Source organism: Streptomyces sp. L2 (assembly GCF_004124325.1).
Taxonomy (GTDB): Bacteria; Actinomycetota; Actinomycetes; order Streptomycetales; family Streptomycetaceae; genus Streptomyces.
The window spans coordinates 1-25,385 of sequence record NZ_QBDT01000001.1 but is presented as its reverse complement, the minus strand read 5'-3'; the positions used below and the strand labels follow the sequence as shown (position 1 = coordinate 25,385).

The following is a 25,385-nucleotide window of genomic DNA, read 5'->3' as shown; positions in this document are numbered from 1 at the left end:
ACCCGCAAATTCTGTGAACGGGTGCCGGCCCCCTGAGTCCGGCCGCGAATGATTGAGGTGAGTGCCCATGAACGGCGCTGTGAGAATCGAGGCCGAAGCGGATCCGACTCCGCTCGTGCTCTCGCTGGCGAGGGCCTTGCGCGAGAGCGCGGCGGTTCCCGAACTCCGTGATCTGCTCACGGGACTGGGCGGCACCGTGGCGCTGCGATCGCAGCTGGACTCCCAGACCGCGACCCTGCTCTTCGCCGAGGGCGGCGTGGACATCCACCACGGCGTGGACGAGGGCGTCGAAGCGATCCCCCTCGTGCCCTTTTCCGACTACGCGCTCGCCGAGACACCCGATGCGCTCGCCTCGGCGGTGGAGACCCTGCTGAACCCGCCGATACCCGACTGGCGTGAAGCCGCATCGTCCTTCTGGGCGGCGAACCGGGGCTCGACCGGATTCCCCGGGGGGCTCCGCGTGGTCTGCCAGACCGAGGAGCAGGAAGTCCTCTTCGGTGAGGGCGCAGGGGCGTACGAGGTGCACGGCCCAGCGGAGGCGCTGGCGGCGGCGTTCAGCGGCCGCGGTGATTCTTTTCTGTTCGCGCTCGCGACCGGCGTCACCGTCGTCGGCAGTGTGGCGCACCTGTCGGCACTGTGTGGCGCGCACTGGAAGGCCCGGTTCAGTGGCTGAGATGACCATCAACGACCTTGACCGCTGGCTGGACGAGCACGGCATCACGTCCGTCGAGATCCAGGCCACCGACCTCGACGGCACGTTCGTCGGCAAGACCCTGTCGCGGGAGAAGTTCCTGGGCGGCGTCGAGCAGGGATTCGCCTTCGCGGATGTCGTGTTCGGCAACGACCTGGGCGGCAACCCGATCCTCGGTATCCCCTTCCCTTCCTGGCGCGGCGAACTCGCGGACATCTTCCTCCGCCCCGACCTCGGCACGCTGGTGGTGTGGAAGCCGGGCAAGGCGGCCGTCATCGGCGACTTCTGGACCAAGGAGGGCACCCCGGTCTCCGTCTGCCCGCGCAACCTGCTGCGCCGCGTCGAGGCCGACGCCCAGCAGCTCGGGTTCGCGGTCAGCACCGCCATCGAGATCGAAGCGACCGTCTTCGAGGAATCGGTCCGCGAGGCCCGCGCCAACGGCTACGACAATCTCACTCCGCTCGGCGGCACCAGCGGCGGTGCGTACGTGCTCGCCAAGGACGCCGACTGGCGCGCCTACCTGGAGCGGGTGGAGGAGCGGCTGCGGGCCGTCGGCATCGACTGGGAGGCCTGGAACGACGAGGCCGCCGCAGGGCAGATCGAAGTCAACGTCGCCCTGGGCGGTGCCGTCGAGGTCGCCGACCGGTGGGCCCGGACCCGCCAGGTGATGCGCGAGGTGGCCCACGAGCTCGGCCGGACCGTGACCTTCATGGCGAAGTGGTCGGACGCCTGGGGCCAGGCCTCGCACCTGAACCTCTCGCTGGCGACGCCGGACGGGAACGCCTTCCACAGCCCCGACGGCCCGTCCGCGGTGATGAGCCGGTTCATCGGCGGCGTGATGCCGGCGATGGCGGGTACGACGTCGATCGCCCTTCCCTTCATCACCTCCTACCGCCGGCTCGTCCCCGCCGAGGGTCCGCCCACGACCGTCAGCTGGGGAGTCGGCAACAAGACGACGGCGGTGCGCGCCGTCGCGGACCACCCCGAGCAGTCCCGCATCGAGTACCGCGTCCCCGGCTCGGACGCGAACATGTACCTGGTCACCGCGGCCGTCCTCGGCGCGGGCCTCCACGGAATCCGCAACGAACTCGAACCGCCCACCCCCCTGACCGGCATGGCCTGGTTCCGCCCCGACGGGGAGCCGATTCCGGCGAGCATCACCCAGGCGGTCGCGGCACTCGAAGCGGACAAGATCCTGCCCGAGGCGCTCGGAGTCGAGTTCGTCGGCTACTGGATCGGCACGCGCCTGTCGGAGTGGCTGTCGTTCCACACCGGCGGGGGCGACCCCGACTCCGGGATCACCCCGTGGGAGCGCGGCCGATACTTCGAGCTGGCATGAGCACCCGGATCACAGCCGCCGTCCTGAACACGGCCCCGGGCCCGCTCGAACTCGAGGAGCTCGCGATCGACGACCCGGGACCGGACGAGGTCCTGGTGAAGGTGGCGTACGCCGGCCTGTGCCACTCGGACCTGCACGAGATCGACGGAACCTTCGACACCCAACCGCCCATCGTCCTCGGTCACGAGGCGGTCGGCCGGGTCGTGGCCGCCGGTCCGGGCGTGCCGGAGTTCGCGCCCGGCGACACGGTCGTCACCTGCCTGTCCGTGCACTGCGGCACCTGCGAGTACTGCGTGACCGGACGGCAGACCCTGTGCGTGAACCGCTCACGGCTGCAACAGGACCGGCCCCGGCCGCGCCTGACCAAGGGCGACGGCCGGCCGGTGCGGCCGACCGCCGGCATCGGCGCCTTCGCGGAGATGATCCTCGTCCACAAGAACGCCCTCGTCGCCATCCCGGACGACATCCGCCCGGAGACGGCGAGTGTGCTCGGCTGCGCCGTCACCACCGGCATGGGCGCGGTCCTGCACAGCGCCTCGGTGCACGCCGGCGACAGCGTCGCCGTCATCGGGCTGGGCGGGGTCGGCTTCTCCGCCGTCCAAGCCGCACAACTGGCGGGTGCCGCGCAGATCATCGGGATCGACGTCGTGCCGGGCAAGCTGGAGCGGGCCGTCCGGTTCGGTGCGACGCACGTCGTCGACGCGAGTAAGGGCGACCCGGTCTCGGCGGTGCGGGCGATCACCGGCACCGGTGTGCACCACGCGTTCGAGGCCGTCGGCTCGGGCACCACGGCCGGCCAGGCGTTCGCCATGCTCCGGCCGGGCGGGACCGCCACCGTGATGGGCATGATCCCGGACTCCCAGCCGGTCCCGCTCCGCGGGGCGGAGCTGTTCCTCCAGGAGAAGCGCATCCAGGGCTCGTTCATGGGATCCAACCACTTCAAGGTCGATGTCCCGCTGTACGTGCACTTCAACCGCATGGGCCTGCTACACCTGGACGACCTCGTCACGGCCCGGTGCGACCTGGCCACCATCAACGAAGGGTTCAAGGCCTTGGCGTCCGGACGGGAGATCCGCGTCGTCGCCCGGGTCGGGGAGGTGTGACATGCCGCAGCCGCTGATCGGAATCACGGGCCGCCGCCTGAGTCTGGGCATGGTGGCGCGGACGTCCCGGCGCTTCCAGTTCCAGTTCATCAACTCCTACTTCAGCGCGTTCGGCGACAACGTGGCGGCTGCCGGCGGCATACCGGTCAACGTGCCGTTCAACGTCGACGCGGAACGCGTGGTCGAACGGCTCGACGGACTCATCGTCACCGGCGGGCAGGACATCCACCCTTCCCGATGGGGCGGGTCCGTCCACGTCGACCCCGCGGTCGACCCGAGGTGGGACCACGACGCGCCGGACCTCGACCGCGACGACCACGAGGCGGCCCTGATCGTGGCCGCGCTCCAGGCGGACGTCCCGATCCTGGGCGTGTGCCGCGGTCACCAGCTCCTCAACGTCGTACTCGGCGGCACGCTCGTCGAACACCTCGACGAGGGCCGGATCGTCCACGCGTCCCCGAACTTCGCACCCGACGGCGGCGATGACGAACACACCGTCAGCTTCACGCCGGGAAGCGTCGCGCACACGCTCTACGGGCCCCGGCGCGTCGTCAACTCCTGGCACCACCAGGCGGTCGACCGCCTCGGCCGAGGACTGACCGTCACGGGAAGCACCGCCGACGGTGTCGTCGAAGCGATCCAGCTGGCCGACAGGCCGGTGGTGGGAGTGCAGTGGCATCCCGAGTGGATGGCCTCGCCGGACCCCCTCTTCGACTGGCTCGTCGCCCGATCGGTGACGAGCGCATCCCGGCCCGCCATGGCAGGAGGCGTGACATGCTGAACACGGACCGGGCACCCGCCGCGCGTTCTGTGGACGACTGGGTCGCCCTCAAGGACCAGCTGAGCCTTCCCGGCGGAATGTGGATCAACGGCGAATGGGCCGCGTCCCGGACCGGCCGGACGGCCACCCTCACCAGTCCGCGCGACCAACTGCCCTTCGCCGAGGTCCCCAGCGCGGACGGCGACGACGTCGACCGGGCCGTCCAAGGAGCCAGGCAGGCGTTCGCCTCCCGGGTCTGGGCGGGTCTGGAGCCACGTGAGCGCGGGGCCGTGCTGATCCGCTGGGCGGACCTGCTCGACCGGCACCGCGACGAACTGGCCCTGCTGGTCGCGCTCGAGATGGGCAAGCCCGTCACGGTGGCGTGGTCCGTCGAACTGCGCACCGCCATCAACACGATCCGCTGGTACGGCGAACTCGCGGACAAGCTGATGGACGAGTCGCCGCGGGGCCGTAACGGCTCCGTCGCCCTGGTGACGCGGGAACCGCTGGGGGTCGTGGGCGCGATCACGCCCTGGAACTTCCCGATGACGCTGTCGATGTTCAAGATTCCCGCGGCCCTCGTGTCGGGGAACAGCGTCGTCGTCAAGCCCGCGACACAGACCCCCCTCTCCCTCCTGCGCGCGGCGGAACTCTCCGCCGAGGCGGGCATGCCGGCCGGGGTGCTCCAGGTGGTCACGGGCAGCGGTGCGACCGTCGGCTCGGCCTTGGCGCTGCACAACGACGTCGCCACGCTGACCTTCACCGGTTCGACGGAGGTCGGCAAGCAACTGCTGACCTACGCCGGACAGTCCAACGCCAAGCCGGTCTGGCTGGAACTGGGCGGCAAGTCCCCCAACATCGTCTTCCCCGACGCACCGGACCTCGACGAGGCCGCGCGGACGGCCGCCTGGGCGATCTCCTTCAACAGCGGACAGATGTGCACGGCGGGTTCGAGGCTTCTCGTGCACGAGGACATCCGCGACGACCTGGTCGCCCGGGTCGCGGACCACCTCGGCCGGCACCGGATCGGCGATCCGCTGGACCCGGAGACCACGATGGGGCCGCTGGCGTACGAGCAGCACCGCGACGACGTGCTGGACGAGGTCCGCAAGGGCATCGCGGACGGAGCCCGCCTCGTCCTCGGATCGGACCGGAAGAGGACCGACGGCCTGTACGTGGACCCGGTCGTCTTCGTGGACGTGGACCAGGACAGCCGCCTCGCCCAGCACGAGATCTTCGGCCCCGTCCTGTCGGTCACGACCTTCCGCGACGAAGCGGAGGTGGTCGCGATCGCCAACAACTCCGACTACGGACTCGGGTCCGCGATCTGGACCGGCGACCTCACCCGGGCCCACCGCCTCTCCCGGGACATCCAGGCCGGCCTGGTCTGGGTCAACTGCTACGAGGAGGGCGACACGTCGGTACCGTTCGGCGGCCAGAAGCTCTCCGGCCACGGCTCGGACCGGAGCCTGCACGGCCTGGAGAAGTTCACGACCGTGAAGACGACCTGGATCGAACTGCGAGCCTGAGGAGACCGCGGCGCTCGTCCGAGCCGCACCGTCAACCTCACGAAAGCGCCGGCCCGCCGTACGCCCCGCACGGCGAAGGGCGGCCCGGCTGACCGAGTACTCGGTCGACCAGTAATTCAGATTGAGGGAGAAAGTCAGATGACAACTCAGAACAAGGCCCAGGCCTTGACGTCCGTGGCGAACGACACGCCTGCGGAAGAGATCCTCAAGATCGTGGCCCGTGACGGCGGCGTCATCATCGAGAACTTCCTGACGCGGGAACAGATCCAGCACTTCAACACCGATATCGAGCGGCCGTTGCAGGCGCTTCGCCCCGGCTCGACCCACGAGAACGAAATCGTGGCCGCGTTCCACGGCAGCAACACCAAGCGACTCACGAACCTGGTCACGCACAGCGCCACCTTCCGCAACGAGATCCTCGAACACCCCCTCGTCCACGAGATCTGCGACCTGACCTTCCTCCCGGAGTCGGGCACGTACTGGATGACCACCGCGCAGGTCATCGAGATCGGCCCCAACAGCCAGGCGCAGATGCTCCACCGTGACCTGGAGAACTGGTTCCCGTTCATCGGCATGGGGCCCGGCGGCCCGGAAGTCACCATCAACTTCCTGATCGCCCTGACCGACTTCACGGAGGAGAACGGCGCCACCCGCGTCATCCCCGGGAGCAACCACTGGAGCGACTTCGAGGACCGGGGGACCCCTGAGCAGACGATCCCCGCGATCATGAACGCCGGAGACGTTCTCGTGTTCAGCGGCAAGGTCGCGCACGGCGGCGGGGCGAACCAGACCGGCGACGAGTACCGGCGGGCTGTGGCCTTCGCCCTCAACCCGGGCTTCCTGACCGGCGAGGAGGCGTACCCCTTCCTCGTCGACATGGAGATCGCCAAGACGCTCTCGCCGCGTGTCCAGCGCATCCTCGGCTTCCGCTCCCAGTACCCGACGGGCTCCCCGGGCCTGTGGCAGGTCGACTACGCCGACCTGGGGGACTACCTCAACCTCTGAGAGCCGGCCCCTCGGCCCACGCGGCCTCGACTCCGACGCCCTCGTGGGCAAGACGTCCCGCGGACGGCCTCCACCGGCCCTCTGCGGGACGCCGCCGGGGACCGCCCCTCGTTCCCGCTCGCCGACCTACGGGACGCCCGAGTCGGCGCCGCTGTCCCGCGTGTGCTGAAGGAGGCACTCAAACATGACCAACGCCACCGGTGTCGTCCTCGCCGGACTCGGCGCCACGGGCATCGCCATCGCCGAGTCGCTGGTGAGCCGGCGCGACTGCGACCTGCTGGGCGCGCTGGACATCGGGGCGGACAAGGCCGGAGTGCCCCTCGCCGACTTCGTCACCGGTGCGCCGCGAGTCCCCGTGGTTGCCACCGTCGCAGAGCTGCCGCCCGCCGACGTGGCCGTCGTCGCCACGTCGTCCTGGGTCGACGCGATAGAACCGACCGTCGCCGCCCTCGTCGAGCGCGGGACGAACGTCGTGTCGATCTGCGAGGAGCTACGGGACCCGACCCTCAGCCACGCTCAGGCCGTGGCTCGCCTGGACCGGCTCGCGCGCGAACACGGCGTCTCCGTCCTCGGCACCGGCTGCAATCCGGGAATGCTGATGGACACGCTTCCGCTGGTGCTGAGCGGCCTCACGCTCGGGGTGGATCGCGTATCCGTGCGGCGTACGGCGGACATGAGCCGCTACGGCGCCATCCTGAAGAAGTTCGGACTGGGGCTCACGCCGGCCGAGTTCGACGCCGAGCGCGATGCCGGCCGCGTCATGGGGCACGTCGGTTTCGCGCAGAGCATCGGCGCCCTGGCCCGAGGACTGGAGTGGGACCTCGACGCGATCGAGGTCGACGCCGTCGAGCGGGACCTGATCGCGGAAACGGAACGCACCGGGCAGCACGCCGTCATCGCCGCGGGAACCGTGACGAGCGTCCTGCACCGGGCGCGTGGCCTGCTGCGGGGGAAGGCCGTCATCGAACTGGCCACCCGCTTCGGCATCTTCGACCCGCAGGACCCCGTCGAACGCGGCGACCGGCTCCTCATCGCCGGTCGTGAGCAGACGATCGAAGTCGCGGTGCCCGGCGGGTTCGAGAGCTTCCTCTCCACCGTGGCCATGGCGTCGAACGCCGTGACCGCGGTCGTCGAGGCGGCACCGGGATTCCGCACCGTCGAGGACCTGCCGGTGGGCGCCCTTGCCAGCAAAGGCGCCCGCCTCGCCCCTGAGGCACCTGCAAGCCCCTGAGAAAGGAACGAACGTCAGATGGGCCTGGAGTCATCGCGCACCGCCTTCGAGCGAGCCCGGCGCAGCGTGGGAGCAGGGGTCGGCTCCGGCCTCCGCGCAGCCATGCGACCCCATCCGCTCTTCGTGAGCGAAGCACGGGGAGCCCATGTCTGGGACCTGGACGGCGACCGCTACATCGACTACGTCATGGCGTGGGGTCCGCTCGTCCTCGGACACAGTGATCCCCGCATCGTGGACGCCGTACGCGACGTGCTCACGCGGATGCAGGTCGTCGGCACCGGCCACGTCCTCGAGTACGCGGCGGCGGAGGCGGTCCTTGAGTCCGTGCCGCACGGCGAACGCCTCCTCTGGAGCAACACCGGGACCGAGGCGGTCCAGGTCGCGCTGCGCCTGGCACGTGCGGCCACGGGACGCCGGCGGGTCGTGAAGTTCGCCAAGAGCTACCACGGATGGCACGACACCGTGTACGCGGGCCTGAGCGACACCGACACGGGTGAGGCCGCGGTGCCGGCGAGCAGGGGCCAGAGCCCGAGTGCCCTCGACGACCTCGTGGTGGCGCGGTTCAACGACGTGGAGATGGCGGACCGGATCCTCGCGGACACCGTCGAACGGGACATCGCCGCCGTACTCGTCGACCCGGTCATGAGCAACGCGGGCCTCGCCTCACCCACGCAGGACTTCCTGCGGACGCTGCGGTCCCGCTGCGACCGGCACGGGGTGGCGCTCATCTACGACGAGGTCATCACCGGCTTCCGGATCGCCCGGGGCGGCGCGGCCGAGCGCTTCGGGGTGCACCCCGACCTGTCCGTCTTCGGCAAGGCCATGGCCGGCGGCTTCACCCAGAGCGCCGTCGTCGGCCGAGCCGACCTGATCGACCAGGTGACCGACGGCGTGGTCCACGCCGGCACGTTCAACGGAAACCCGGTGGCGCTGGCCGCGGTGCAGGCGACCATGCGCGTCCTCGCGGACCCGTCCATCTACCAGACCCTGGAGAGCGTCTCCGCCCAGTTCGAGCGGGTGATCGGTGACCTGCTGGCCTCCGCGCCCCGGCCCGCCCGCCTCAAGCGCGTCGGATCTCTGCTCCAGTTCGTCCCCGACGTCGAGGCCACCGGCCTGCACGGGACGGGCGGCCTCTGGCCGGAGATTCTGGGCGGGATGCTCGCGGGCGGCGTGATGTTCATGCCCTCCGGCAAGATCTTCCTCAGCACCGCGCACCGCCAGGCGGACATCGACGCCACCGCCGACGCCCTCGAAGAGGTCCTGCGTCAACTGGAGCGGCCCGTACGCCCTTGACCGCCGCACCTCCGGGAGCGGGGTCGGCTGATCCGATGTCCTGTTGACGACATTGTCGTACTCCGCCCTGCCCGGCCGGCGGAGGCGGCCCTACGGTGCGAGGCACTCGGCGCGGGCACCGGCGTCCGACGGCGACCACCTCGCCGCCGGACGCTCGGCGCCGCGCGCCGTCCCCACACCCGGAAGGGACGCCATGAGACGCAAGTTGACCCGTTCCCGCATCCGCGCCCGCCCGTCCGTGCTGACCGGTCTGACGATGGCCGCCGCCCTGTCGGCAGGGCTCGGTGTGCTGCCCACGGCGGCCGTGGCCTTCGCCATGCCGGCCCCGCCCTCGCCCGGGACGGCCCCGGCCACGGTCTCCCGTGCCTGCGCCGACACCCGGGCCGGGCACGCGCACTGCTGGGCCATGGGGCGTGACGACGCGCACGGCGGCCAGGGTGTGCTGCCCGCCGCGCCGTCGGGCTACGGGCCGTCCGACATCAAGTCGGCCTACAACCTGCCGGACGGCGGCGACGGCGTGACCGTCGCCATCGTCGACGCCTACGACGATCCCCGCGCCGAGAGCGACCTCGCCACCTACCGCAAGCAGCACGGCCTGCCCGCCTGCATCACGGCCAACGGCTGCTTCCGGAAGACGGACCACCAAGACCTTCACCGACCCCCGCCTCTGCGCGGCCATCGTCGACCGGCTCACCTTCAACGGAACCATCATCGAGACCGAACCGACTCCTACCGCCTCGCCAGCACCAGGGCCCGAGCTGAGGATTCAGCCAAAACCGGCTGACTGTTGCCGCTTACTGCATCGACCGCCAGCCGCCCTGAGGACGGCTGGCCTCCCCAGAAAGCAGCTGCCGCACGAGCGATCCGACCTCACGACGAATCGGGCTCAGCATCAGTTGCCAGCCGGGCATGGAGTTCCACATCGAAGCGGACACCGTCGTATTCGAGCTTCTGTCGTTGCTGACCTTCCACCGCGAAGCCGGCAGCGCAAGCCACCCCGCATGAGGCGGGATTGTTCACCCGGTGCCCAAGCTCCAAACGGAAGAGCCCCACGTCGTCGAAGGCCCAGCGGGCCACAGCACGGCAGGCACCGGAAGCCACGCCCTGTCCCCGGGCCGCCGCCGTCGTCCAGTGAGACACCCATCCAGTGGCATGACGCCGATCCACCGGGCCAACACACACCTGGCCGAGAACGAGACCACCGCCACCGACGACGGCGAAGGAATAGGAAGAGTCCGCAGCCCACTGTTCATCACGAGCCACTAGCCACCGCTCGGCGGCCTGGACAGAATCAACCGGCTCGATGGACTGGCCACGCATGAGCGGATCCGCGAACGCGGTCATCACCGCCCCAGCGTCCTCGACTTTCCATCTCCGCAGCACCAGGCCAGAGGAAGTAGCTACACGATCGCGCACGACGCGAGTCTTGCTCAGCGGACATCGCCTGTCACGTCAGTTTCCCTCAGCAGTCGACGACGCCGGCCAAGCCGGGCTCGCATCAGGAACGTGAACCAGCTTCCACCATCGTTCGCGCCGTCATTTCTCATCGACATCCAGGCGGCGAAAGATCATCAACTGACTCCCAAACCGGTCAACATCTGCTGTTCCCAGAGATGCACGAAGCCAGCTGCATCTGCAGGGAAAGGGATCGGCCCGCGCGCGAAGGAGCCGGCTGTGGACGGGGGTGCCCGTCACGGTGACGTGTCGGGCGCTCAAGCTCGCCAGGCAGCCCTACGACCGCTGGCTGGACCGGCCGGTTGCCGGCGCCGTGCCGGAGGAGACGTGTCGCGCGCACGCGCTGGTCGACGCGCACCGCGACGACCCGGAGTTCGGCTACCGGTCATGGCCGATGAAGCGCGTTGCGCCGGGGCCAGGGTGGCGGACCAGACCGCGTGGAGGATCTGCCGGCACAGCCGCCGGTGGAGTGTCTTCGCGAGGATGGCCAGGTCGATAGGAAGAATCGGGACGGCGGTAGACAACGCGGCCATGGAGCCCTTCCTAGCCTGCTGCAGAGAACGTCATCGACCGCCGGACCTCGGCCAGTCGTGAAGAGCTGCGGATCGCGATCGTGTCCTGGATCAAGAGCCCGCCTGCCTGCTCGCGATCTTGAGACCCCTCGTGACGGAATTTCTGGCCTCCAGCCGCCTGATTCGGAGGAAGGCTGTGAGCAATGGCCAAGAGGCGCGGGGGAGTTGAGTTCAGCTCTCGCTGCGCTGGTCGCGGCCGGCCCTTGCAGAGTTGCGGATCCGCTTGGTGCGGCCGGCTTCGGCGAGGATCTCGATGGCCTCGCTGTTCGTTGCGGTGGCGGTCGTGAGCTGGAGCCAGTTGGATGACGCGAGCAGGTCCTCCGGCTGCCAGGGCGGCTTGAGCGTGATGGCGCGAAAGAGCGACCACTCGCGCAGGCACTGCGCCAGGAGGGGGTGGTCGATCGTGGCCTGGGCCATCGCTTGCGCCCAGCCCTCGTAGGCGGGACCGGGATGGAGGCCGGCGGCTCGGGCGGTCCAGGTGCCGCAGCACAGCGGATTGGGCGGCGGGCGTCCGCGGGCAAAGAGCGAGCGGTGCCACCGCCGTGCACCGCTTGGCCCTGCTCCTGAGGGCTTCTCCCTGTCCGTAAACGTGATCGTCTGTTGCTGCAACAAGTCGCCGGAGCGTCTGAAGGCCTGCCTGTCAGCCCTCGACGCGCCGGGGTGCCCCCTCCTGCAGAGACGGAGGGCTCCCACCAAAAGGATCTCGCGGAGGAAGAGCCGAGAATGCCGGCCACGCTCGCGCCCGCCAACTCGTGGGCGACGACGCGCTGTTCCTCCGCGAGATCCGTGCCGTGCTGGAGGCCGAGGACATCCGGCCCCAGCGTGGCGAACGCCGACACCCGCAGGCCCTCGGCCGGATGCCCGCCAACACCACCGACCAGCCACCGACTTGCGCAGGCGGGGTCAACTACGCTGACGATCCCCCCACCTCGCCGTCGAGCACTACGACGTCCGGCGCATTGGAACGAATACCCTTGGGGTTGGACAAAGGTCTAGCACCGCGTGCTCTGTCCACCTGGACTTCCCTCGCCGTTGAGCACGTTTCCGAGCAATCCGTTGAGGACGCCGACCTCTCCCAGGATGTCGACGCACCCACCGCCACGGTGCATGCTCTCGGCGGTCAGGGCGTTGGCCGAACCGGCGCCCATGAAGCTGGCGCCGACGATGATGGCGGCCGCGACAGCGGCCTTCTGTATGGTGCGCATTTCTCCTCCAAGGGTCGAAGCGCGCAATCGGTAGATCCATCAGCGCGCGCTCATCTCAGAGGCTAGATCGACATCTCCTGCGGCGCCCTTGGGGAAAGCCATCCGGGGGGATAGGAGACCAGCCGTGCCGGCCCACTACGAGCCGCAGAAGTCTCCCGTTGCCAACCCCCTGGTCACCCCTTCACGTCGCCTCGTGCGGCGACGAGCTCCTCTCCCCGAGTGGATATGTGCGCAGCCGGAAGGAGGCGACTGCCGGCTGCGCGCCACCCACCCACGCCTCGTACAGCTCATCGGTGGCCGAGAGCCTCGCCCTCCTCAGGGCGCAATGGCCTCCGTGATGAGGTGGTCGACGACGTCGTGGAGGCTGTGCCGCCGGCGGTAGGCTGCGCGCTGGCGGTCGGCGCCGTTTCCCGCCGTACTCAGGCGCCCCCGCGCGGAGCGGACGTACGCCGTCTCGGCTGGGATGAGGGCCGGCAGGACGGTGTTCCAGAGGCGGGCCACCTGGGCGTCGGCGGGTTCGAGCCGGCTTGTGCGCAGGTCGATGCCCTGCCCCCGGACACCGTCGCGGGCGGCCCGCCAGTACGCGGCGCGCAGCAACTCCGGCGCGGGGCAAGGGGCGGGCCGGCCGTCCTGCAGGGCGCTCAGGGCGGCTGCGGCCAGACCCTTGACGGCAGCGGCGAGGACCACGGTGTCGTTGACGGTGGGGGCGGCGTCGGCGACGCGGATCTCCAGGGTGGGGACGTGGTGGGAGGGGCGGATGTCCCAATAGAGGCCCCCGCGGTCCAGCAGCGTCCCGCTCATGATGAGGTCGTCGACCAGGCTCTCGAAGTGGGCCGCCGACTCGAAGTACGGAGGGGGACCGGACGCCGGCCAGCGGCCCCAGGTGAGGGTGCGCCAGCTGTCGTAGCCGGTGTCGTGGCCGTCCCAGTAGGGGGAGTTCGCGCTGATGGCGATGAGCGTCGGCAGCCAGGGCCGCAGGTGGTTGCTGACCTGGAGCGCGGTGGTCAGGTCGGGCATTCCGATGTGGACGTGGCAGGCGCAGACTGTCTGTTCGTGGTCCAGGGCGCGGAAGGCGGCCAGGCTCTGGGCGTAGCGGGCGCCGGCGGTCAGAGGCGGGGGAGTGTGCTGGCCCAGGACGGGTGTGCCGCTGGAGATGATGCGCAGCCCCAGGCGAGCCGCGGCGCGTGCCACGGCGCTCCGAGTCCGGCGCAAGTCTTCCGACAGGTCGGCCAGGCGGGTGTGCGGCTCGGTGCGGATCTCGATCTGATAGCGGGTGAGCTCGGTGGTGACCCGGTCGCCGAGCTCCTCCGCGGCTTCCCGTACGACCTTGTCCGCCCGGGTACTCAACTGCCGGGAGACCGGGTCCACCAGCAGGTACTCCTCCTCGACGCCCACCGTGAGCGTCGGCGGAATGCCGGTGACGGGCAGTGGTGACGGGTTGTGGGCCGTCGGCGAAGTGCGTGCCCCGGAGGATGTCCACTTCTCGCTCTTCATGGCAACCAGGGTGTCACTTACCGTGACCATATCGCAGTGCGCGCGCCAGCCATAAGGGGACCCCGTGCGGGAGACCACACACGTGCTCGTCATCGGCGGCGGTCCGGCGGGATCGACGGCCGCCGCGCTGCTGGCACGTCAGGGCTTCGAGGTGACACTGCTCGAGCGCGACCGCTTCCCCCGCTACCACGTGGGCGAGTCCCTCCTGCCCTCCTTGTTGCCGCTGCTGGACGTGATGGGCGCCAGGGACGTCGTCGAGCGGCACGGTTTCGTCCGCAAGACCGGCGCCTTCTACGGCTGGGGCGGCCAGGAATGGTCCCTGGGCTTCGATGAACCCGGCAGACCGGCCGCCTACAGCTTCCAGGTCCTGCGCAGCGAGTTCGACGAACTGCTCCTGCGGCACGCCCAGGGGCAGGGCGCCGGCGTACGGGAAGGGACCACCGTACGGCGCGTCGAGTTCGAACAGGGCCGCCCCGTGGCCGTCGACTGGACCGGCCCGGACGGCCGCGAAGGCCGGACGTCGTTCCAGTACCTCATCGACGCCTCAGGCCGCGCCGGCGTCCTCGGCGCCCGCCAACTGCGCCACCGGCGCTTCCACGATGTCTTCCGGAACGTGGCCGCCTGGGGCTACTGGCGAGGAGCCAAGCCGCTGCCGCATGCCCCTGACGGGGCCATCGGTGTCTTCTCCCTGCCTCGGCACGGCTGGCTGTGGGCCATACCTCTGCACGACGGCACCCTCAGCGTCGGCCTGGTCACCGACAAACACTCCTTCACCCAGGCGCGCCGGCACGCCGGCTCCACCCAAGCGCTCTACGACCGGGCGCTGGCCCAGTGTCCCTCCCTCGCCCGGCTCCTCGACGACGCCCACCTCGCCTCCGGCCTCAAGGTGGAGAGCGACTACTCCTACGTCAGCGACGCCTTCTGCGGCCCCGGCTACTTCCTGGCGGGTGACGCCGCCTGCTTCCTCGACCCGCTGCTGTCCACCGGTGTCCACCTGGCCATGTACAGCGCCACCCTCGCCGCCGCCTCCCTCGCGAGCGTCCTGACCGGCGAAGTCGAACAGGCCGACGCACGCGGCTTCTACCAGACGGCCTACCGCCACGCCTACGAGAGACTGCTCGTCCTGGTCAGCGCCTTCTACCGCATCCACGACGGCCGCGACGCCTACTTCCGCAAAGCCCAGTCGCTCAGCCGCCGCGACCAGGAAGGACTGCACCTGCACGAGTCCTTCCTCAACATCATCACCGGCGCCGAAGACCTCCACGACAGCCGGTCCGACGCCGTCGACCGCCTCCAGCACGCCCTCACCCAGCCGCTGGACGGACGCCCCGACCGCGGACTGGGTGGCCACGGCACCAGCCACATGCTGAACCTGCCCATCCACCCCGACCAACCCACAGCCGGCCTCTACCTCCACCTGACCCCCCACCCCCGCCTGCGCTACCCCCACTGAGCCACGCCCCGGCCAGGCCAAACTTGCCCCGCCTACGGCCAGCCCTCCCGACGCGGACGCAAGGGCGCCCTGATGGACCTCGCAGCCCAGATACCACCCTCGTCCTCAGTCGAGTCCTTGGCATCGGCTTCCAGACAGCCGCCCATGGGGCCGACGCCGTCGGCAGGACACGATCGGAGTACGCCGTCGACTTCAGCAAAGGCCCTCCGGCGACAGCCGTTTGATCCAGCCCCAACCCTCCGACCGACACGGAAGTGCGCCTTGGCGTGGGCGAACCCTGCGAGTGGCAGCGGGTGGATGCATGCCGCGGTCCCGCCCGCGACGACGACATCCGCGCGTCCCAGGCGGATCAGGTCCAGTCCCATGGCGATCGCCCCGGCGCCAGAGGCGCATGCGCTGACGGGGGTATGGGCCCCTGCGCGGGCATCGAGTTCCATGCTGACCCAGGCCGCGGGGCCGTTCGCCATCAGCATGGGCACGGTGTGGGGCGAGACCCGGCGCACACCGGAGGATTCGAGGATGTCGTCCTGCCCGAGCATGCTCAGTGCGCCGCCTGTGCCTGTGCCGATGACCACGGCCAAGCGTTCCGGTTCGATTTCCGGTTGCCCCGCATCGGCCCATGCCTCACGGGCCGCGATGAGCGCGATCTGCTCACCGCGGTCCAGACGGCGGGCCTGCACGCGGTCGATGACCTCGCTCGGTTCGACCCGCAGTCGGCCCGCGACGCGCACTGGCAGGTGGGTTGCCCACTCTTCGTCGATCGTGCTGATCCCGGATTCTCCGGCCAGCATTCCGCTCCAGGTCGAGGAAACGTCTCCGCCGAGAGGCGTCGTGGCGCCCAGTCCTGTCACCACGACCTTCGTCATGCCAGTAGTCACCGAACAGCCTCCTTTGTGTAATAGGCACACCTCCCGCGTGGAGGTCAGGCGGGCGATGATCAAGACATCTGCCACCCTTCCAGGAGAGTTACGCGCCATCAGGCGCTGTGATCGACGGAGTGGCCGGGTAAGGATTTGTTGGTTCTCTACTAGGAGACGTGTATCGAAGGGTCAACGGCTCGGTTGTCGGGGGTCGGCCTTACTGGCGATGCCGCGTCCCGCCGGGTGGGCCAGGCTCCCAGAGGGGAGGAGCGACGCGGGCAGCAGGCCGAGGACGGCTATCGCGGCCAGGATCAGCAGGGCGGAATCGAATGCGGGTACAGGCGTCCTGCTCATGCTTGCCGCGACGGCGATGCCGAGGCTCGGCCCGATGTTCATGGCGGTCTGCTTGAGCCCGCCGACGACTCCGGCGTACCCGGGCGGCGCGTCACCGACGACGGTCCCGGTGGCGGTGACCATCACGGTGGCGAACCCGGCACCGAGAGTGCCAAACGCCGCAGCCATGGCCATCCATGAGCCGGCGGGACCGAGCCGGGACAGCCCCGCGATGCCGACCACGACGAGGACCGTGCCGGCGATCGCGGTGCGGCGGGCACCGTACCGGCGCAGGGCGGTGACCGCGGCGGGTGCGCCGAGGACCATGAGCACGGTCAGCGGAAGCACCCGCAGACCACTGGCGAGGGGGCCGAGGCGAAGCACGTCCTGGAGGTAGAACGTGGCCTTGAACAGCGCGCCGAACAGGCCGGCGCTGACGAACAGCAGGATCGCCATCGACGCCATCACCGGTACGGACCGCGCTACGGCCGGTGGAACGAGCGCGTGCGTCGTACGGCGTTCATGCCGGGTGAGCACCGTCGCGACGCCGATGACGGCGAGGAATTCGAGCAGCGTCGGAGCGGCGGTCCACCCCCGCGCGGGTACGTCGGCCAAGGCGTGGACCAGGATGGCGAGTGCGACCGTCAGCAGGCCCGCGCTGGTGAGGTTGAGCCGCGGAGGCTCGGCACGTTGAGGTGCCGGCGTCCGTACGGCGAGGGCGAGAACGGCGATCACGAACGCGAGGGGCACGTTGACCCAGAAGACGGCTCGCCATCCCAGATGCGCCACGAGAACACCACCCAGCAGCGGCCCGGATCCAGCCGCCACCGCGATCGCACTGGTACGGATGGCGATCGGCGTGCCGAGCCGGTCCGCGGGATACGCCAGCCGTAGCAGCGCGAGCGTCGCAGGTTGCAGGAAAGCGGCGAACCCGCCCTGCACGGCACGCAGGACGATCACCCAGCCGACGGCCGGCGCGAGCGCGATCCCGGCCGAGGCAGCCCCGAAACCGAGGACGCCGACGAACAGCAGGCGCGGGTGTCCGTACCGATCCCCGAGGCGCCCGGCGATCACAAGTAACGCGGCCACGGCGACCAGATAGCCGGTGCTCGTCCACTGGATCTGCGCCACGCTCGCGCCGAGATCACGCTGTATGCGAGGCTGCGCCATGAGCAGGATGGTTCCGTCCAGTGCGACGATCATCGCGCCGATCACGCTGACCAGAAGTGCGATCTGCCGCTGTGCCGGTGCGGTCATGAGGTCACCGGGCCGAGATGGGCGTCCAGGACTGCCGCGATGAGCCGGTCGTGGTGGTCGTCACCGGCGTCGGCGTCCAGCGGTGAGACGCCGAGGGCGAGTTGCAGGCTGCCCCAGGCCCACAGCTGAGCCATGCCGTGCAGGTTCGACCACAGGGCGGCGGCAGTCACCGCAGGCGGCGGTGCGGTCTCGCTCGGCCCGTCGGCGTTTCGCGCGGCATCCCGCTCCGTCCGGCACCGGGCGACGAGTCCGGTGAAGTGCCCGAACAGCGGGAGGGCCGACTCGCGCAGCGTCGGTTGATCCGATGCCTGCGCCGCGCTGTCGAGCAGGTCGTGCCGCCACATGAGCTCGAACATGCCGCGGCGTTCCCGTGCGTACCCGACGTACGCCCGCGCGAGGGCCTCCAGTTGGCCGCGCGGTGTGGTCGTGCCGGCGACCGCGGCCTCGAACCTGGCCGCGAGATCCTCGAAGCCGCGACGGGCGATCGCCGAGAGCAGCGCGTGGTGCGTGGGGAAGTACCGACGCGGCGCACCGTGCGACACCCCCGCTCGACGGGCTATTTCCCGCAGCCCCACGGACGCGGAGCCCTCGGTCAGCACAAGGTCGACCCCGACGTCGATCAACCGCTCCCGAAGGGAGCTCTCATTGTTCATAGACAGTGTCTACCATGGGTCCGTAGACGCTGTCTGCGGATGTGGGTGAGTGATCCCTCAGCGGCAGCCGACCGGGCCCGTCCTGCCTAGGGGCATCGTGAGAGACGTTGCGAGATCACGCACGCTGCGGTGCGGGATGAGCGCGGGACTCGCCAGGAGTCCTGTTGGTCAGTGGGGCGGGTTGCGGCGGATGCGGAGCGCCAGTACCACGCAACCCATGGTCGCAATGATGGCGAGTGAGGCGGCCAGACGTGCCCATGAGGTGCCCACGACCGGCGCCTGGGCGGCGAGCAGGACCACTGCGCCGGCGGCGGCGGCCGTCAGCGCGGGTGTCGCCTGCCGGGGTCCGGGCGGGGCGGTGGCACCGGCTGTCCACGCGTCGGTGACGATCAGGTAGGCGATCAGCAGGGCGGCGATGCACGCGATCAGCCAGAGCGGAGGCCCGGTCACCGCAGCGAGCGCGATCGCCGCCGCCGGCAGCACGGTCGTCCTGCGGCGGGCCGCGACGGTCCGCCGGCGCATGGAGGTCAGGACAGGCCGCGAATCGACCATGGGAGCGGCCCACCACGCGGCCGCCGCCGCTGCGATCACCAGCACCCTGACCGGCAGCGCCGCGTGCAGGGCGGCCGGTGGATCGCATGCGGCGACGGCCAGGCCGGTGCCGAGGAGCCGGTCGGTGATGCGCGAGGTGAGACGTACGACGAGCCGGGGAGCTCGCCTGCCGGCCGGACGCGGACCGAGCCGGGCGAACCAGGCGAACCAGGCGAGCCGCGTGGACCGCGTGGACCGCCCTGCAGTGGACCGCGTGGACCGAGTGAACCGGGCAGGAAGGCCGCTCATCGAGTCCCCCCGTGGATACGGGTCCGCAGCAGCGGCGCGAGGGCGAGGTCGAGGCTCTCGCCGGGCCGGTGGGAGGCCGGCGGTGCCGGAGTACTGGCGCTGGATGCCTGCGGAGGTGGTGCCTTTCTTGATGAAGCCTGTGTCGTCGAGGATGAGCACCCCGTCGTCTTCGCCGAATGTGTCGGCGATCTATGTCTGCAGGTCGTCGCAGACGTCGTCGGCGTTCCAGGTGGCCCGGTTGAGTAGCCGTTGGAGGCCGTCACGGGAACGGTGGCCTGCGTGTTCGACCAGTTGCCAGACGTTTTTGCGGCCGACAGGGCCGGCAGGGCGCGGACGTAGTCCCGCATGCGGCGTCGCAGGTCGGCGCGGCCGAAACGGTGGCCGATGCGCAGGAAGAGGTCGTTGAGTTCACGGTCCCAGGTCGCGTCGACGAGGTCATCGATCACGCGTGGAGCTGCCCTCGTCACCGCTCAGACAGGTCCCAGCGCCACTCGCTCGAGGGGCGGTCAGCCAAGACCGCCCCTGACATTTCATCAGCCAACTACACTCCCGGCAACGCCTCTGACCAGGCCAGGTAGCAAGACGCTGCTGGCGTACTAGTCGCCGAACCGCAGTCAACCGTGCTCGAATCAATTGGCAGGTACATGACATTCATGATCAACGCGGAGAACTCACAGGATTCAACGCGTTCACAACCTCAGTCGCTGAGTCTAGTTGCGCCCCTATCCTCATCCGCTCAACATACCTATCGAGCCGCTCGTGAGTCGTTCGATAGATAGAGCCGATAGTGCTCCAAAATACCTCACATTCCCTCAAGATGCGATGTTTAAGTTCGACGGCATGCCTGGATGGCGTCGCGTTCAAAATGGCAACAAGTCTGTAGAACAGCGCACCGCGTAGCTAATGCGCGGAGTATTGCGTCAATTGCGGCTCGACCGGCACGGGGTGCGCGGAACTTGTACCCGATGGGTCACAATAGGTCTTCCGGACTCGGATTCTAGTGACAGGATGCATGAAGGAGCTGTGATGGCAGTTAATATAGCAAAGGCGAAGAACGCCGAGACAGTCGTCAACATCTTGACCGAAGGCTTCGCCGATGATGCCGTTATTCGGTGGATCTATCCAGGCGAGCAGGAGTACCGAAGCCTCGCACCCGCCTTCTTCAAGTACATGTTTGACCACACCCTAGCTGTGGGCGAGGCTCTTCTAGATGCCGATGGCCGCGGCGTTCTGCTGACCGAGCCCGTCAGTCCATCCGGGGCTGGGCGTGAGCACGGCCGCAGTGAAATTCAAACCATCGGCGGCAACGGCGATTGTGCCGACCGGTTGGCCTCCTACATGTTCGGCGGGGCGGACGTCCATCCAATGGAGGAATCGCATTGGTATTGGTCGTTCGGTTCTGTTTTGCCGTCCAGTCGGGGAATCGGTGTTGGGCGATCACTCTTCCGTCGATCTATCCGGGATAAGGGTGAACCAATTTACGGTGAGGCCACAAGTCACCGCAACCTTTCGCTTTACGAGCGACTGGGGGCCAGGAAGCTCTTTGAATGGGCTCATCCGGATGGACCCAGCTCGTACGCCTTTTGGATCCCTCGGGGTGCCGAAGATAAGATGAGGCCCTAAGGGCCGGAGCTGGAGGGATACGTTCTCAGATGGGCGAGGCGACAGCTGGCCCTAATCGTTGAGTACCCGTTCGATGCGAGATTGTGGGTGGCGAGCTCCCACAGGACACCACGGATGCTTCCAAAGGTATTGGAAGTGCTGGTCCGAGGTGCAGCTCCCCGACTGGTGCGCTCGGGCGGTGGGCGGTACTTCGGCTACGTGACCGGAGGCAGGCTCCCCAAGGCGATGTCCGCCGACTGGATGACCAGTGCCTGGGACTAAAACACCAGGTGCACGATGGCTTCCGGGCCACCGCCGTGGTGGAGGAGAGGTGCGCTGGGCAGCCTCACATGCCGACGTTCTTCTTCTCGGCGGCCTGGTGGTTGTCCGCCGCCTTTCCGAGGGCTTGCTGGGTTGCCTGGATGATCTGGTGCAGTTCCGTCGTGACCTGTTCCCACCGCTGCTGCACACGCTGCCAAGATTCCGAATCCTCGCCGTCACAGCCCTCAGCAAATTTGTGGACGAGGGCCTTCATGTCGTCGAGCTCGCTCTGCAGTTTGGCGGCGGTGCCCTGGACGGACGGCGCCGACTGCGGCTGCGCGAAGGTGACTTTGATGGTCTCGGTTCCCCTGGATCGTCTCGTCGGTGCGTGGTAGGTGGCGGGATCAGCCGAGTCGGCTGGTGGTGCTGGACGGCGGGCCCTGCTCCTGCCGGTCGTAGATCACGCCGGCAGCCTTGAGGTTCTCCGCGATCCTGTTCAAGGACCCATTGATTTGGGCGTTGCGTGGAGCTGCTCGGTGAGCTTGTTGAAGGCGGTGCCCGCGTCGCCCGGCCACTGGTCGCCGATGTCCTGCACCGTGCTCTGCAGGTGGGCATACATGCCCTTGATGTTCTGTGAGGACTGATCCACCTTCTGTGCGCTGCAGGACAGTTCGTCGGGAGACAGTGCGTATCCGGACATGCCGTTGTCCTCGTGTGTCAGCAGTCATTGCAGGACGGACCGGGGTCCTCGAGCATCGCCCCGGCGCCTGGAGGCGTCAATGACACCTATTCCGGCATCAACGCCGGAATCGTCTTTGATCACTCACTCGGCACGCGGACCCAGTCGTACGCGTGATGGCACGGCCTCTAACGAGCTCGTGCACGGTTGGCGGTGAGACGCCGTGGGCCTCGGTGGGGCTTGGTGTTTCACATTGTTCGTGGCGGGGTCAGGTCGGCGGTCTGCTGGTGGGACTACAGGGCGGCGACGGCTTGCACGGTGCCGCTGATGTGCTCGCGGCGGCCGAGGTGGCGGGCCAGCGCCCGCCAGTTCTTCAGGTGCGCGACGCCGTGCTCGACGCGGATGCGTCGCGAGGAGTGCGCCTTGCGTCTCCGCTCGTGCATCTCCTCGTACCAGTCCGGGGCGTTCTTCTTGAACTTGCGGTGCGGTGGCGTCACCACGCGCCCGCCGGTCTGGGCTCCCAGACCCTGGTAGCCGGCATCCGCGAGGATCTCCAGTGCGGGTCCGCCGTCCAGGAGCCCGGCCAGCCCTAATTGGCGGGCATGGGTGATGTCTGCGCAGCTGCCGTGCCGGGACGGGCTGCAGAAGAGGATGCGGCCCTCGCCGTCCGTGACAACCATGGTCTTGACCGCGTTCTGCTTGCTCTTGCCGGAGATAAAACTTGTCCCGGTCCTTGCGGCCCGCGGCCTGGCGCCTGACGCGGATCTCGGTTCCGTCGATAATGCCGGTCTGCCCACTGGTTCCGAGGTGGTCGACGACCTCTGCCAGTGTCCGCAGCCGCACACCCGGGCTGATGGTGCACCGTCGCTCGGCGAGCAGCGGCCGCACCTCGCCGACAGCACGGGTGATGGTGGAACGGTTCACACCGAACCAGCAGGCCAGCACGTCCTGGGTGACGGCATGGCGCAGATGCACGAGCGTCGCCAGGAGCCGGTCGACGAACACCAGTCGGTGTTTCGCACCCGCGCCCACAGCCCGCTTCGGTGGCCCGGACGCGAGCTTGGCCTGGTGCCGCGTGCGCCACAACGATCCTACTCCAGCGGCGAGTTCAGCGATCACGTCAGCCGACAGGCCGGTGATCCTGCGATCGCTGATGATCACTGCACGAGACGCGTTCCCCACCACACGACCATGATCGACGATCGAGAACTCGACGTCTCACCGCCTACCGTGCACGAGCCCGTTGACTAATCGAAGAGACACGCCCTAGATCGGTTGGGAAGCCGACGCGGCATCTGGGGCGACGCCGTCGGGGGCGCCCTCCGCGGCGGCAGCCCCTGCGTGCATGATCTTGAGCGGCTAGTAGAGCTTCGGGGCTGAGGGATCATCTCCGCGCGTGGACGTCCTGGCCGGCCGGCTCCGTCAAGTCCGATGCACAGGTCCTGGTGCAGCCAGTGCCTGATGAGAGGCGGTTGTGTACTGGAACGCGTGCAGGCATTGGGGGGGCGTGCACAGGCCGTGTACGCCCCCAGCGCTTCCTGCGGTGCTCTCGCGGCAGGATCGTTTCGTCGCTGAAGGGGAATGTCAAGTGCGAGCGTTCAGGGGCACTTCGCCGGGTGGATGGAGGTGTAATGGCCACGTCAGCGCTGGCAGTGGCCGATGCGGGCCGATCACGCTCGCGGGTCGACGAGATCCTGTTGCGGCCTTGCCGGAAGTGAGCAGTCCTTCGCTGCTGGCCTGCGCGTTGCTCAGTTCGGAGAGCGGAATGCACCGGCGTTGACTGATCGTCAGTGCTGACCTTTTCGATCGCTGAGCACTTGACCTGCGGGTTCGTGGGTGCCCTCACCGGTCTGCTCACCATGAGCGTTGACGGCTCAGCAGGGGAGAGCCGCCGGTAGCGGCGGTCGAGGCAGCGGGCTGCGCGGTGGCCGGCGATCCGCTGCCGGGTGCCGACAACGAGTTGGACCTGCCGATGGCCCGGGTCAGTGGCCGCGGATGTGCAGGTACCGGGTTCCGGGTGCCACACCAGGTGAACCTGCCCTTGAGCGAGCCGTCGGAGCGCCAGTTCGTCCATGTCCAGTGCCGACAAGGCCCGCAGCGCCTCATCGGAGGCGTTCGACCAGAGGAAGAGTGAAATGCCTGCATCCGGATCCTGGACGATGGCAAGGCCGGCCTCGGCGTGGACGACGGGCGGCGAAGACGTTGGCACCGGGGGATCCGCCTCGCGTGATCGCCTTCGACTCGCTCGCTCCGTCCTGCTGGTCACCGTCGGCCGCCCGGTGCAGCAGAGCAGGTGGAGCCGGGAGGCGGTCGCGGGGGAGAGGCCCCGGAGGCTGGATCGGCGAGCACGGCCCCAGAGACCGCCTGTGTGGCGGCCCGACTGGCGTGGGCCGCGGGCTGGCGCGGTGCTATTCGACGGCCGGGTCTTCCTGGGCGTGCCGTACGGCGCGTTTGACGGCCTGCTCGACCTCGTAGCGGTCGGTCCCGGTGGTGTCGGCGTGCCGGGTGATGGCTTCCTGCACAGCCGCGCTGGCCTCGCGCCAGCGGTGCAGCTGGGCGTCGTAGGCGTCGCCGGTGAGGCCCGCGAGTTTCGCGCGCTCTTCCTCAGCGGACCGTTCCAGCATGATCAACTCGTCGAGGACCTCTGCCACGAACACGGATCCTAGGCCGCCAAGGCGGGGTGCCGACGATCGGACTTACCGCCCGATCGGGTAGAGCCGCCACGGATGCCCGGGCGGTCGCCTGCCGGAGCCGCTACGAAGATCACGAACTGTTTGTGATCTCCGAGAGGACTCCCGCCCATGCGCCTGCCGCGCGCTCTCGCCGCCACCGCCGTACTCGCTGCTCTCCTCACTGCGCTCACCGGCCCCGCCCCCGCAGCAGCGGCCACCACCACCGACACCATCACCCTCCCCGTCCGCGACGCCCTCGCCCAGCTTCCCCTGCGCAGCGAAGACCGCACCGGATATGAGCGCTCCAAGTTCAAGCACTGGATCGACGCCGACAAGGACGACTCGATGGCGTGGACCCAGCCCAGGCGGGAGCCGCGGTGGGCGAGTTTGCGGTGCGAGCGGTCCAGGTGGCCCCCAGTCCTCGGCGAGCTTGGCGATCGCTTCACGCTCGAAGTCCAGCAGCGCGTGCAGCGCGACATCCGAGCCCGGCATCGCGTCCTGGAGCTGTCTGGCAGCGCGGCGTTGCTGTCGGCGCAGCACACGCATGTGGTCGATGCCCAGCACACCGGCGGCACGGCGCACCGACCAGCCGGCCCGGCCGGCATGGTTGACCAGCTCCAGCAGCCCGGCCTTGACCTGTGCGTCGGCCCGCGCCGGGACCGGGCTGGGGCTCAGGCCCATCGCGCTTTTCCCTGATACAGATGCAGAGCGACGGCCTGCTCGGTCACGGTGGCCCGCAACCGTCCAGCTCCGCTCTCGCCTCAGCCAGTTGAGCCTGTTCGGCCGTCATCCGGGGCCGCCCCGGCGCCGCAGCCGCGAACCCGTCCAACAGACTCTCTTTCGCGCGCCACAGCACCGTGATCACTGTGGAGCGGTCCACTCCCCAGCGCTCCGCCGCCCCACGCTGGGTGTGCTGGTCAGTGAGTACGCCAACGAACTCTCGTACTTCTCCGACGGCACCAGCCGCTTCTTCGGCCTGCGAGCCGTACTTCCTGCCATGATCGGCAACCTGCCAGACTAAGGCCCGAAGGCCAGAGATTTGGCTGGGTGTTCCCCCCCGATCTTGGCTCATTAACTCAGACGCATACCGACCCCCGT

24 protein-coding genes and 2 pseudogenes are annotated in these 25,385 nt (G+C 69.0%); 12 read left to right on the top strand and 14 right to left on the bottom strand.

Annotated features, from left to right (window positions below; translation table 11 throughout):
* Nucleotides 1-67: 67 nt before the first annotated feature.
* From DBP14_RS00145 to DBP14_RS00100, 9 genes and pseudogenes are all read left to right on the top strand, one after another.
* A complete protein-coding gene (locus tag DBP14_RS00145) occupies nt 68-673 on the top strand; it encodes a hypothetical protein (protein WP_129305021.1) in 606 nt (201 codons plus the stop codon).
* 1 nt (nt 674) lies between these two features.
* The gene (locus DBP14_RS00140; RefSeq protein WP_129305020.1) at nt 675-2,030 is read left to right on the top strand and encodes a glutamine synthetase; all 1,356 of its coding nucleotides are present in this window, start codon (nt 675-677) and stop codon (nt 2,028-2,030) included.
* Nucleotides 2,027-3,133 (top strand): Zn-dependent alcohol dehydrogenase, encoded by a 1,107-nt coding sequence (locus tag DBP14_RS00135; RefSeq protein WP_129305019.1) that lies wholly within the window; start codon nt 2,027-2,029, stop codon nt 3,131-3,133. The genes DBP14_RS00140 and DBP14_RS00135 overlap by 4 nt, the downstream gene beginning before the upstream one ends.
* Nucleotide 3,134: 1 nt before the next feature.
* Nucleotides 3,135-3,914: a gamma-glutamyl-gamma-aminobutyrate hydrolase family protein gene (locus tag DBP14_RS00130; RefSeq protein ID WP_129305018.1), complete on the top strand. Its 780-nt coding sequence runs from the start codon at nt 3,135-3,137 to the stop codon at nt 3,912-3,914.
* Complete coding sequence (locus tag DBP14_RS00125) at nt 3,908-5,422, top strand: aldehyde dehydrogenase family protein (RefSeq protein WP_129305017.1); 1,515 nt, start codon at nt 3,908-3,910, stop codon at nt 5,420-5,422. Before DBP14_RS00130 ends, DBP14_RS00125 begins: the two co-directional genes overlap by 7 nt.
* A gap of 138 nt (nt 5,423-5,560) precedes the next feature.
* On the top strand, nt 5,561-6,427 hold the full coding sequence (locus DBP14_RS00120; protein WP_129305016.1) for a phytanoyl-CoA dioxygenase family protein: 867 nt from the start codon (nt 5,561-5,563) through the stop codon (nt 6,425-6,427).
* Nucleotides 6,428-6,611: 184 nt separating this feature from the next.
* A complete protein-coding gene (locus DBP14_RS00115; RefSeq protein WP_129305015.1) occupies nt 6,612-7,658 on the top strand; it encodes a dihydrodipicolinate reductase in 1,047 nt (348 codons plus the stop codon).
* Nucleotides 7,659-7,676: 18 nt separating this feature from the next.
* Complete coding sequence (locus tag DBP14_RS00110; RefSeq protein ID WP_129305014.1) at nt 7,677-8,951, top strand: aminotransferase class III-fold pyridoxal phosphate-dependent enzyme; 1,275 nt, start codon at nt 7,677-7,679, stop codon at nt 8,949-8,951.
* Nucleotides 8,952-9,592: 641 nt separating this feature from the next.
* Nucleotides 9,593-9,735, top strand: a pseudogene (locus DBP14_RS00100) (AAA family ATPase); the annotation flags it as partial.
* A gap of 86 nt (nt 9,736-9,821) precedes the next feature.
* Here DBP14_RS00100 and DBP14_RS00095 read toward each other — a convergent pair.
* From DBP14_RS00095 to DBP14_RS00070, 4 genes are all read right to left on the bottom strand, one after another.
* Nucleotides 9,822-10,367, bottom strand: a complete 546-nt coding sequence (locus DBP14_RS00095; protein ID WP_129305013.1) for a GNAT family protein — start codon at nt 10,365-10,367, stop codon at nt 9,822-9,824.
* Between the two features lie 782 nt (nt 10,368-11,149).
* Nucleotides 11,150-11,395, bottom strand: a complete 246-nt coding sequence (locus DBP14_RS00085) for a hypothetical protein (RefSeq protein ID WP_129305012.1) — start codon at nt 11,393-11,395, stop codon at nt 11,150-11,152.
* 575 nt (nt 11,396-11,970) lie between these two features.
* Nucleotides 11,971-12,183, bottom strand: a complete 213-nt coding sequence (locus DBP14_RS00075) for a hypothetical protein (protein ID WP_129305011.1) — start codon at nt 12,181-12,183, stop codon at nt 11,971-11,973.
* 315 nt (nt 12,184-12,498) lie between these two features.
* Complete coding sequence (locus tag DBP14_RS00070) at nt 12,499-13,677, bottom strand: glutamate--cysteine ligase (protein WP_129305010.1); 1,179 nt, start codon at nt 13,675-13,677, stop codon at nt 12,499-12,501.
* A 64-nt stretch (nt 13,678-13,741) separates the two neighbouring features.
* Here DBP14_RS00070 and DBP14_RS00065 point away from each other — a divergent pair, with 64 nt between their 5' ends.
* On the top strand, nt 13,742-15,130 hold the full coding sequence (locus DBP14_RS00065) for an FAD-dependent oxidoreductase (protein ID WP_129305009.1): 1,389 nt from the start codon (nt 13,742-13,744) through the stop codon (nt 15,128-15,130).
* A 32-nt stretch (nt 15,131-15,162) separates the two neighbouring features.
* Here the strand turns inward: DBP14_RS00065 and DBP14_RS00060 are convergent, their stop codons facing one another.
* From DBP14_RS00060 to DBP14_RS00040, 5 genes are all read right to left on the bottom strand, one after another.
* On the bottom strand, nt 15,163-15,996 hold the full coding sequence (locus DBP14_RS00060) for a beta-ketoacyl synthase N-terminal-like domain-containing protein (protein WP_277752745.1): 834 nt from the start codon (nt 15,994-15,996) through the stop codon (nt 15,163-15,165).
* A 183-nt stretch (nt 15,997-16,179) separates the two neighbouring features.
* Nucleotides 16,180-17,580 (bottom strand): MFS transporter, encoded by a 1,401-nt coding sequence (locus DBP14_RS00055; protein ID WP_129305008.1) that lies wholly within the window; start codon nt 17,578-17,580, stop codon nt 16,180-16,182.
* Entirely contained in the window at nt 17,577-18,233 is a 657-nt protein-coding gene (locus DBP14_RS00050; protein WP_129305007.1) for a TetR/AcrR family transcriptional regulator, read from the bottom strand. The genes DBP14_RS00055 and DBP14_RS00050 overlap by 4 nt, the downstream gene beginning before the upstream one ends.
* A 168-nt stretch (nt 18,234-18,401) precedes the next feature.
* Nucleotides 18,402-19,073: a hypothetical protein gene (locus DBP14_RS00045; RefSeq protein ID WP_241740732.1), complete on the bottom strand. Its 672-nt coding sequence runs from the start codon at nt 19,071-19,073 to the stop codon at nt 18,402-18,404.
* Nucleotides 19,070-19,519, bottom strand: coding sequence for a hypothetical protein (locus tag DBP14_RS00040; protein ID WP_241740731.1), 450 nt, complete (start codon nt 19,517-19,519; stop codon nt 19,070-19,072). Before DBP14_RS00040 ends, DBP14_RS00045 begins: the two co-directional genes overlap by 4 nt.
* A gap of 562 nt (nt 19,520-20,081) precedes the next feature.
* Here DBP14_RS00040 and DBP14_RS00035 point away from each other — a divergent pair.
* Entirely contained in the window at nt 20,082-20,696 is a 615-nt protein-coding gene (locus DBP14_RS00035) for a GNAT family N-acetyltransferase (protein WP_129305006.1), read from the top strand.
* A gap of 325 nt (nt 20,697-21,021) precedes the next feature.
* Here DBP14_RS00035 and DBP14_RS00030 read toward each other — a convergent pair whose 3' ends face one another.
* The 5 genes and pseudogenes from DBP14_RS00030 to DBP14_RS00015 all read right to left on the bottom strand — a co-directional run bounded on the left by DBP14_RS00030 (nt 21,022) and on the right by DBP14_RS00015 (nt 24,266).
* On the bottom strand, nt 21,022-21,291 hold the full coding sequence (locus tag DBP14_RS00030) for a WXG100 family type VII secretion target (RefSeq protein WP_129305005.1): 270 nt from the start codon (nt 21,289-21,291) through the stop codon (nt 21,022-21,024).
* 141 nt (nt 21,292-21,432) lie between these two features.
* The gene (locus DBP14_RS00025; RefSeq protein ID WP_129305004.1) at nt 21,433-21,636 is read right to left on the bottom strand and encodes a WXG100 family type VII secretion target; all 204 of its coding nucleotides are present in this window, start codon (nt 21,634-21,636) and stop codon (nt 21,433-21,435) included.
* Between the two features lie 272 nt (nt 21,637-21,908).
* Entirely contained in the window at nt 21,909-22,412 is a 504-nt protein-coding gene (locus tag DBP14_RS35870) for a transposase family protein (RefSeq protein ID WP_241740729.1), read from the bottom strand.
* A gap of 127 nt (nt 22,413-22,539) precedes the next feature.
* A pseudogene (locus DBP14_RS36535) lies at nt 22,540-22,590 on the bottom strand (hypothetical protein); the annotation flags it as partial.
* Nucleotides 22,591-24,023: 1,433 nt separating this feature from the next.
* Nucleotides 24,024-24,266: a hypothetical protein gene (locus DBP14_RS00015; protein ID WP_241740728.1), complete on the bottom strand. Its 243-nt coding sequence runs from the start codon at nt 24,264-24,266 to the stop codon at nt 24,024-24,026.
* A 150-nt stretch (nt 24,267-24,416) separates the two neighbouring features.
* Here DBP14_RS00015 and DBP14_RS36530 point away from each other — a divergent pair, with 150 nt between their 5' ends.
* Nucleotides 24,417-24,983: a hypothetical protein gene (locus tag DBP14_RS36530; protein WP_241740727.1), complete on the top strand. Its 567-nt coding sequence runs from the start codon at nt 24,417-24,419 to the stop codon at nt 24,981-24,983.
* The last annotated feature ends 402 nt before the right edge of the window (nt 24,984-25,385 follow it).

Coding starts and splice junctions, on each gene's coding strand:
- DBP14_RS00145 (WP_129305021.1), top strand. CDS start 68: ATGAACGGCGCTGTGAGAATCGAGGCCGAAGCGGATCCGACTCCGCTC.
- DBP14_RS00140 (WP_129305020.1), top strand. CDS start 675: ATGACCATCAACGACCTTGACCGCTGGCTGGACGAGCACGGCATCACG.
- DBP14_RS00135 (WP_129305019.1), top strand. CDS start 2,027: ATGAGCACCCGGATCACAGCCGCCGTCCTGAACACGGCCCCGGGCCCG.
- DBP14_RS00130 (WP_129305018.1), top strand. CDS start 3,135: ATGCCGCAGCCGCTGATCGGAATCACGGGCCGCCGCCTGAGTCTGGGC.
- DBP14_RS00125 (WP_129305017.1), top strand. CDS start 3,908: ATGCTGAACACGGACCGGGCACCCGCCGCGCGTTCTGTGGACGACTGG.
- DBP14_RS00120 (WP_129305016.1), top strand. CDS start 5,561: ATGACAACTCAGAACAAGGCCCAGGCCTTGACGTCCGTGGCGAACGAC.
- DBP14_RS00115 (WP_129305015.1), top strand. CDS start 6,612: ATGACCAACGCCACCGGTGTCGTCCTCGCCGGACTCGGCGCCACGGGC.
- DBP14_RS00110 (WP_129305014.1), top strand. CDS start 7,677: ATGGGCCTGGAGTCATCGCGCACCGCCTTCGAGCGAGCCCGGCGCAGC.
- DBP14_RS00085 (WP_129305012.1), bottom strand. CDS start 11,395: ATGGCCCAGGCCACGATCGACCACCCCCTCCTGGCGCAGTGCCTGCGC.
- DBP14_RS00075 (WP_129305011.1), bottom strand. CDS start 12,183: ATGCGCACCATACAGAAGGCCGCTGTCGCGGCCGCCATCATCGTCGGC.
- DBP14_RS00070 (WP_129305010.1), bottom strand. CDS start 13,677: ATGAAGAGCGAGAAGTGGACATCCTCCGGGGCACGCACTTCGCCGACG.
- DBP14_RS00060 (WP_277752745.1), bottom strand. CDS start 15,996: ATGACGAAGGTCGTGGTGACAGGACTGGGCGCCACGACGCCTCTCGGC.
- DBP14_RS00055 (WP_129305008.1), bottom strand. CDS start 17,580: ATGACCGCACCGGCACAGCGGCAGATCGCACTTCTGGTCAGCGTGATC.
- DBP14_RS00050 (WP_129305007.1), bottom strand. CDS start 18,233: ATGAACAATGAGAGCTCCCTTCGGGAGCGGTTGATCGACGTCGGGGTC.
- DBP14_RS00045 (WP_241740732.1), bottom strand. CDS start 19,073: ATGAGCGGCCTTCCTGCCCGGTTCACTCGGTCCACGCGGTCCACTGCA.
- DBP14_RS00035 (WP_129305006.1), top strand. CDS start 20,082: ATGCATGAAGGAGCTGTGATGGCAGTTAATATAGCAAAGGCGAAGAAC.
- DBP14_RS00025 (WP_129305004.1), bottom strand. CDS start 21,636: ATGTCCGGATACGCACTGTCTCCCGACGAACTGTCCTGCAGCGCACAG.
- DBP14_RS36530 (WP_241740727.1), top strand. CDS start 24,417: ATGCGCCTGCCGCGCGCTCTCGCCGCCACCGCCGTACTCGCTGCTCTC.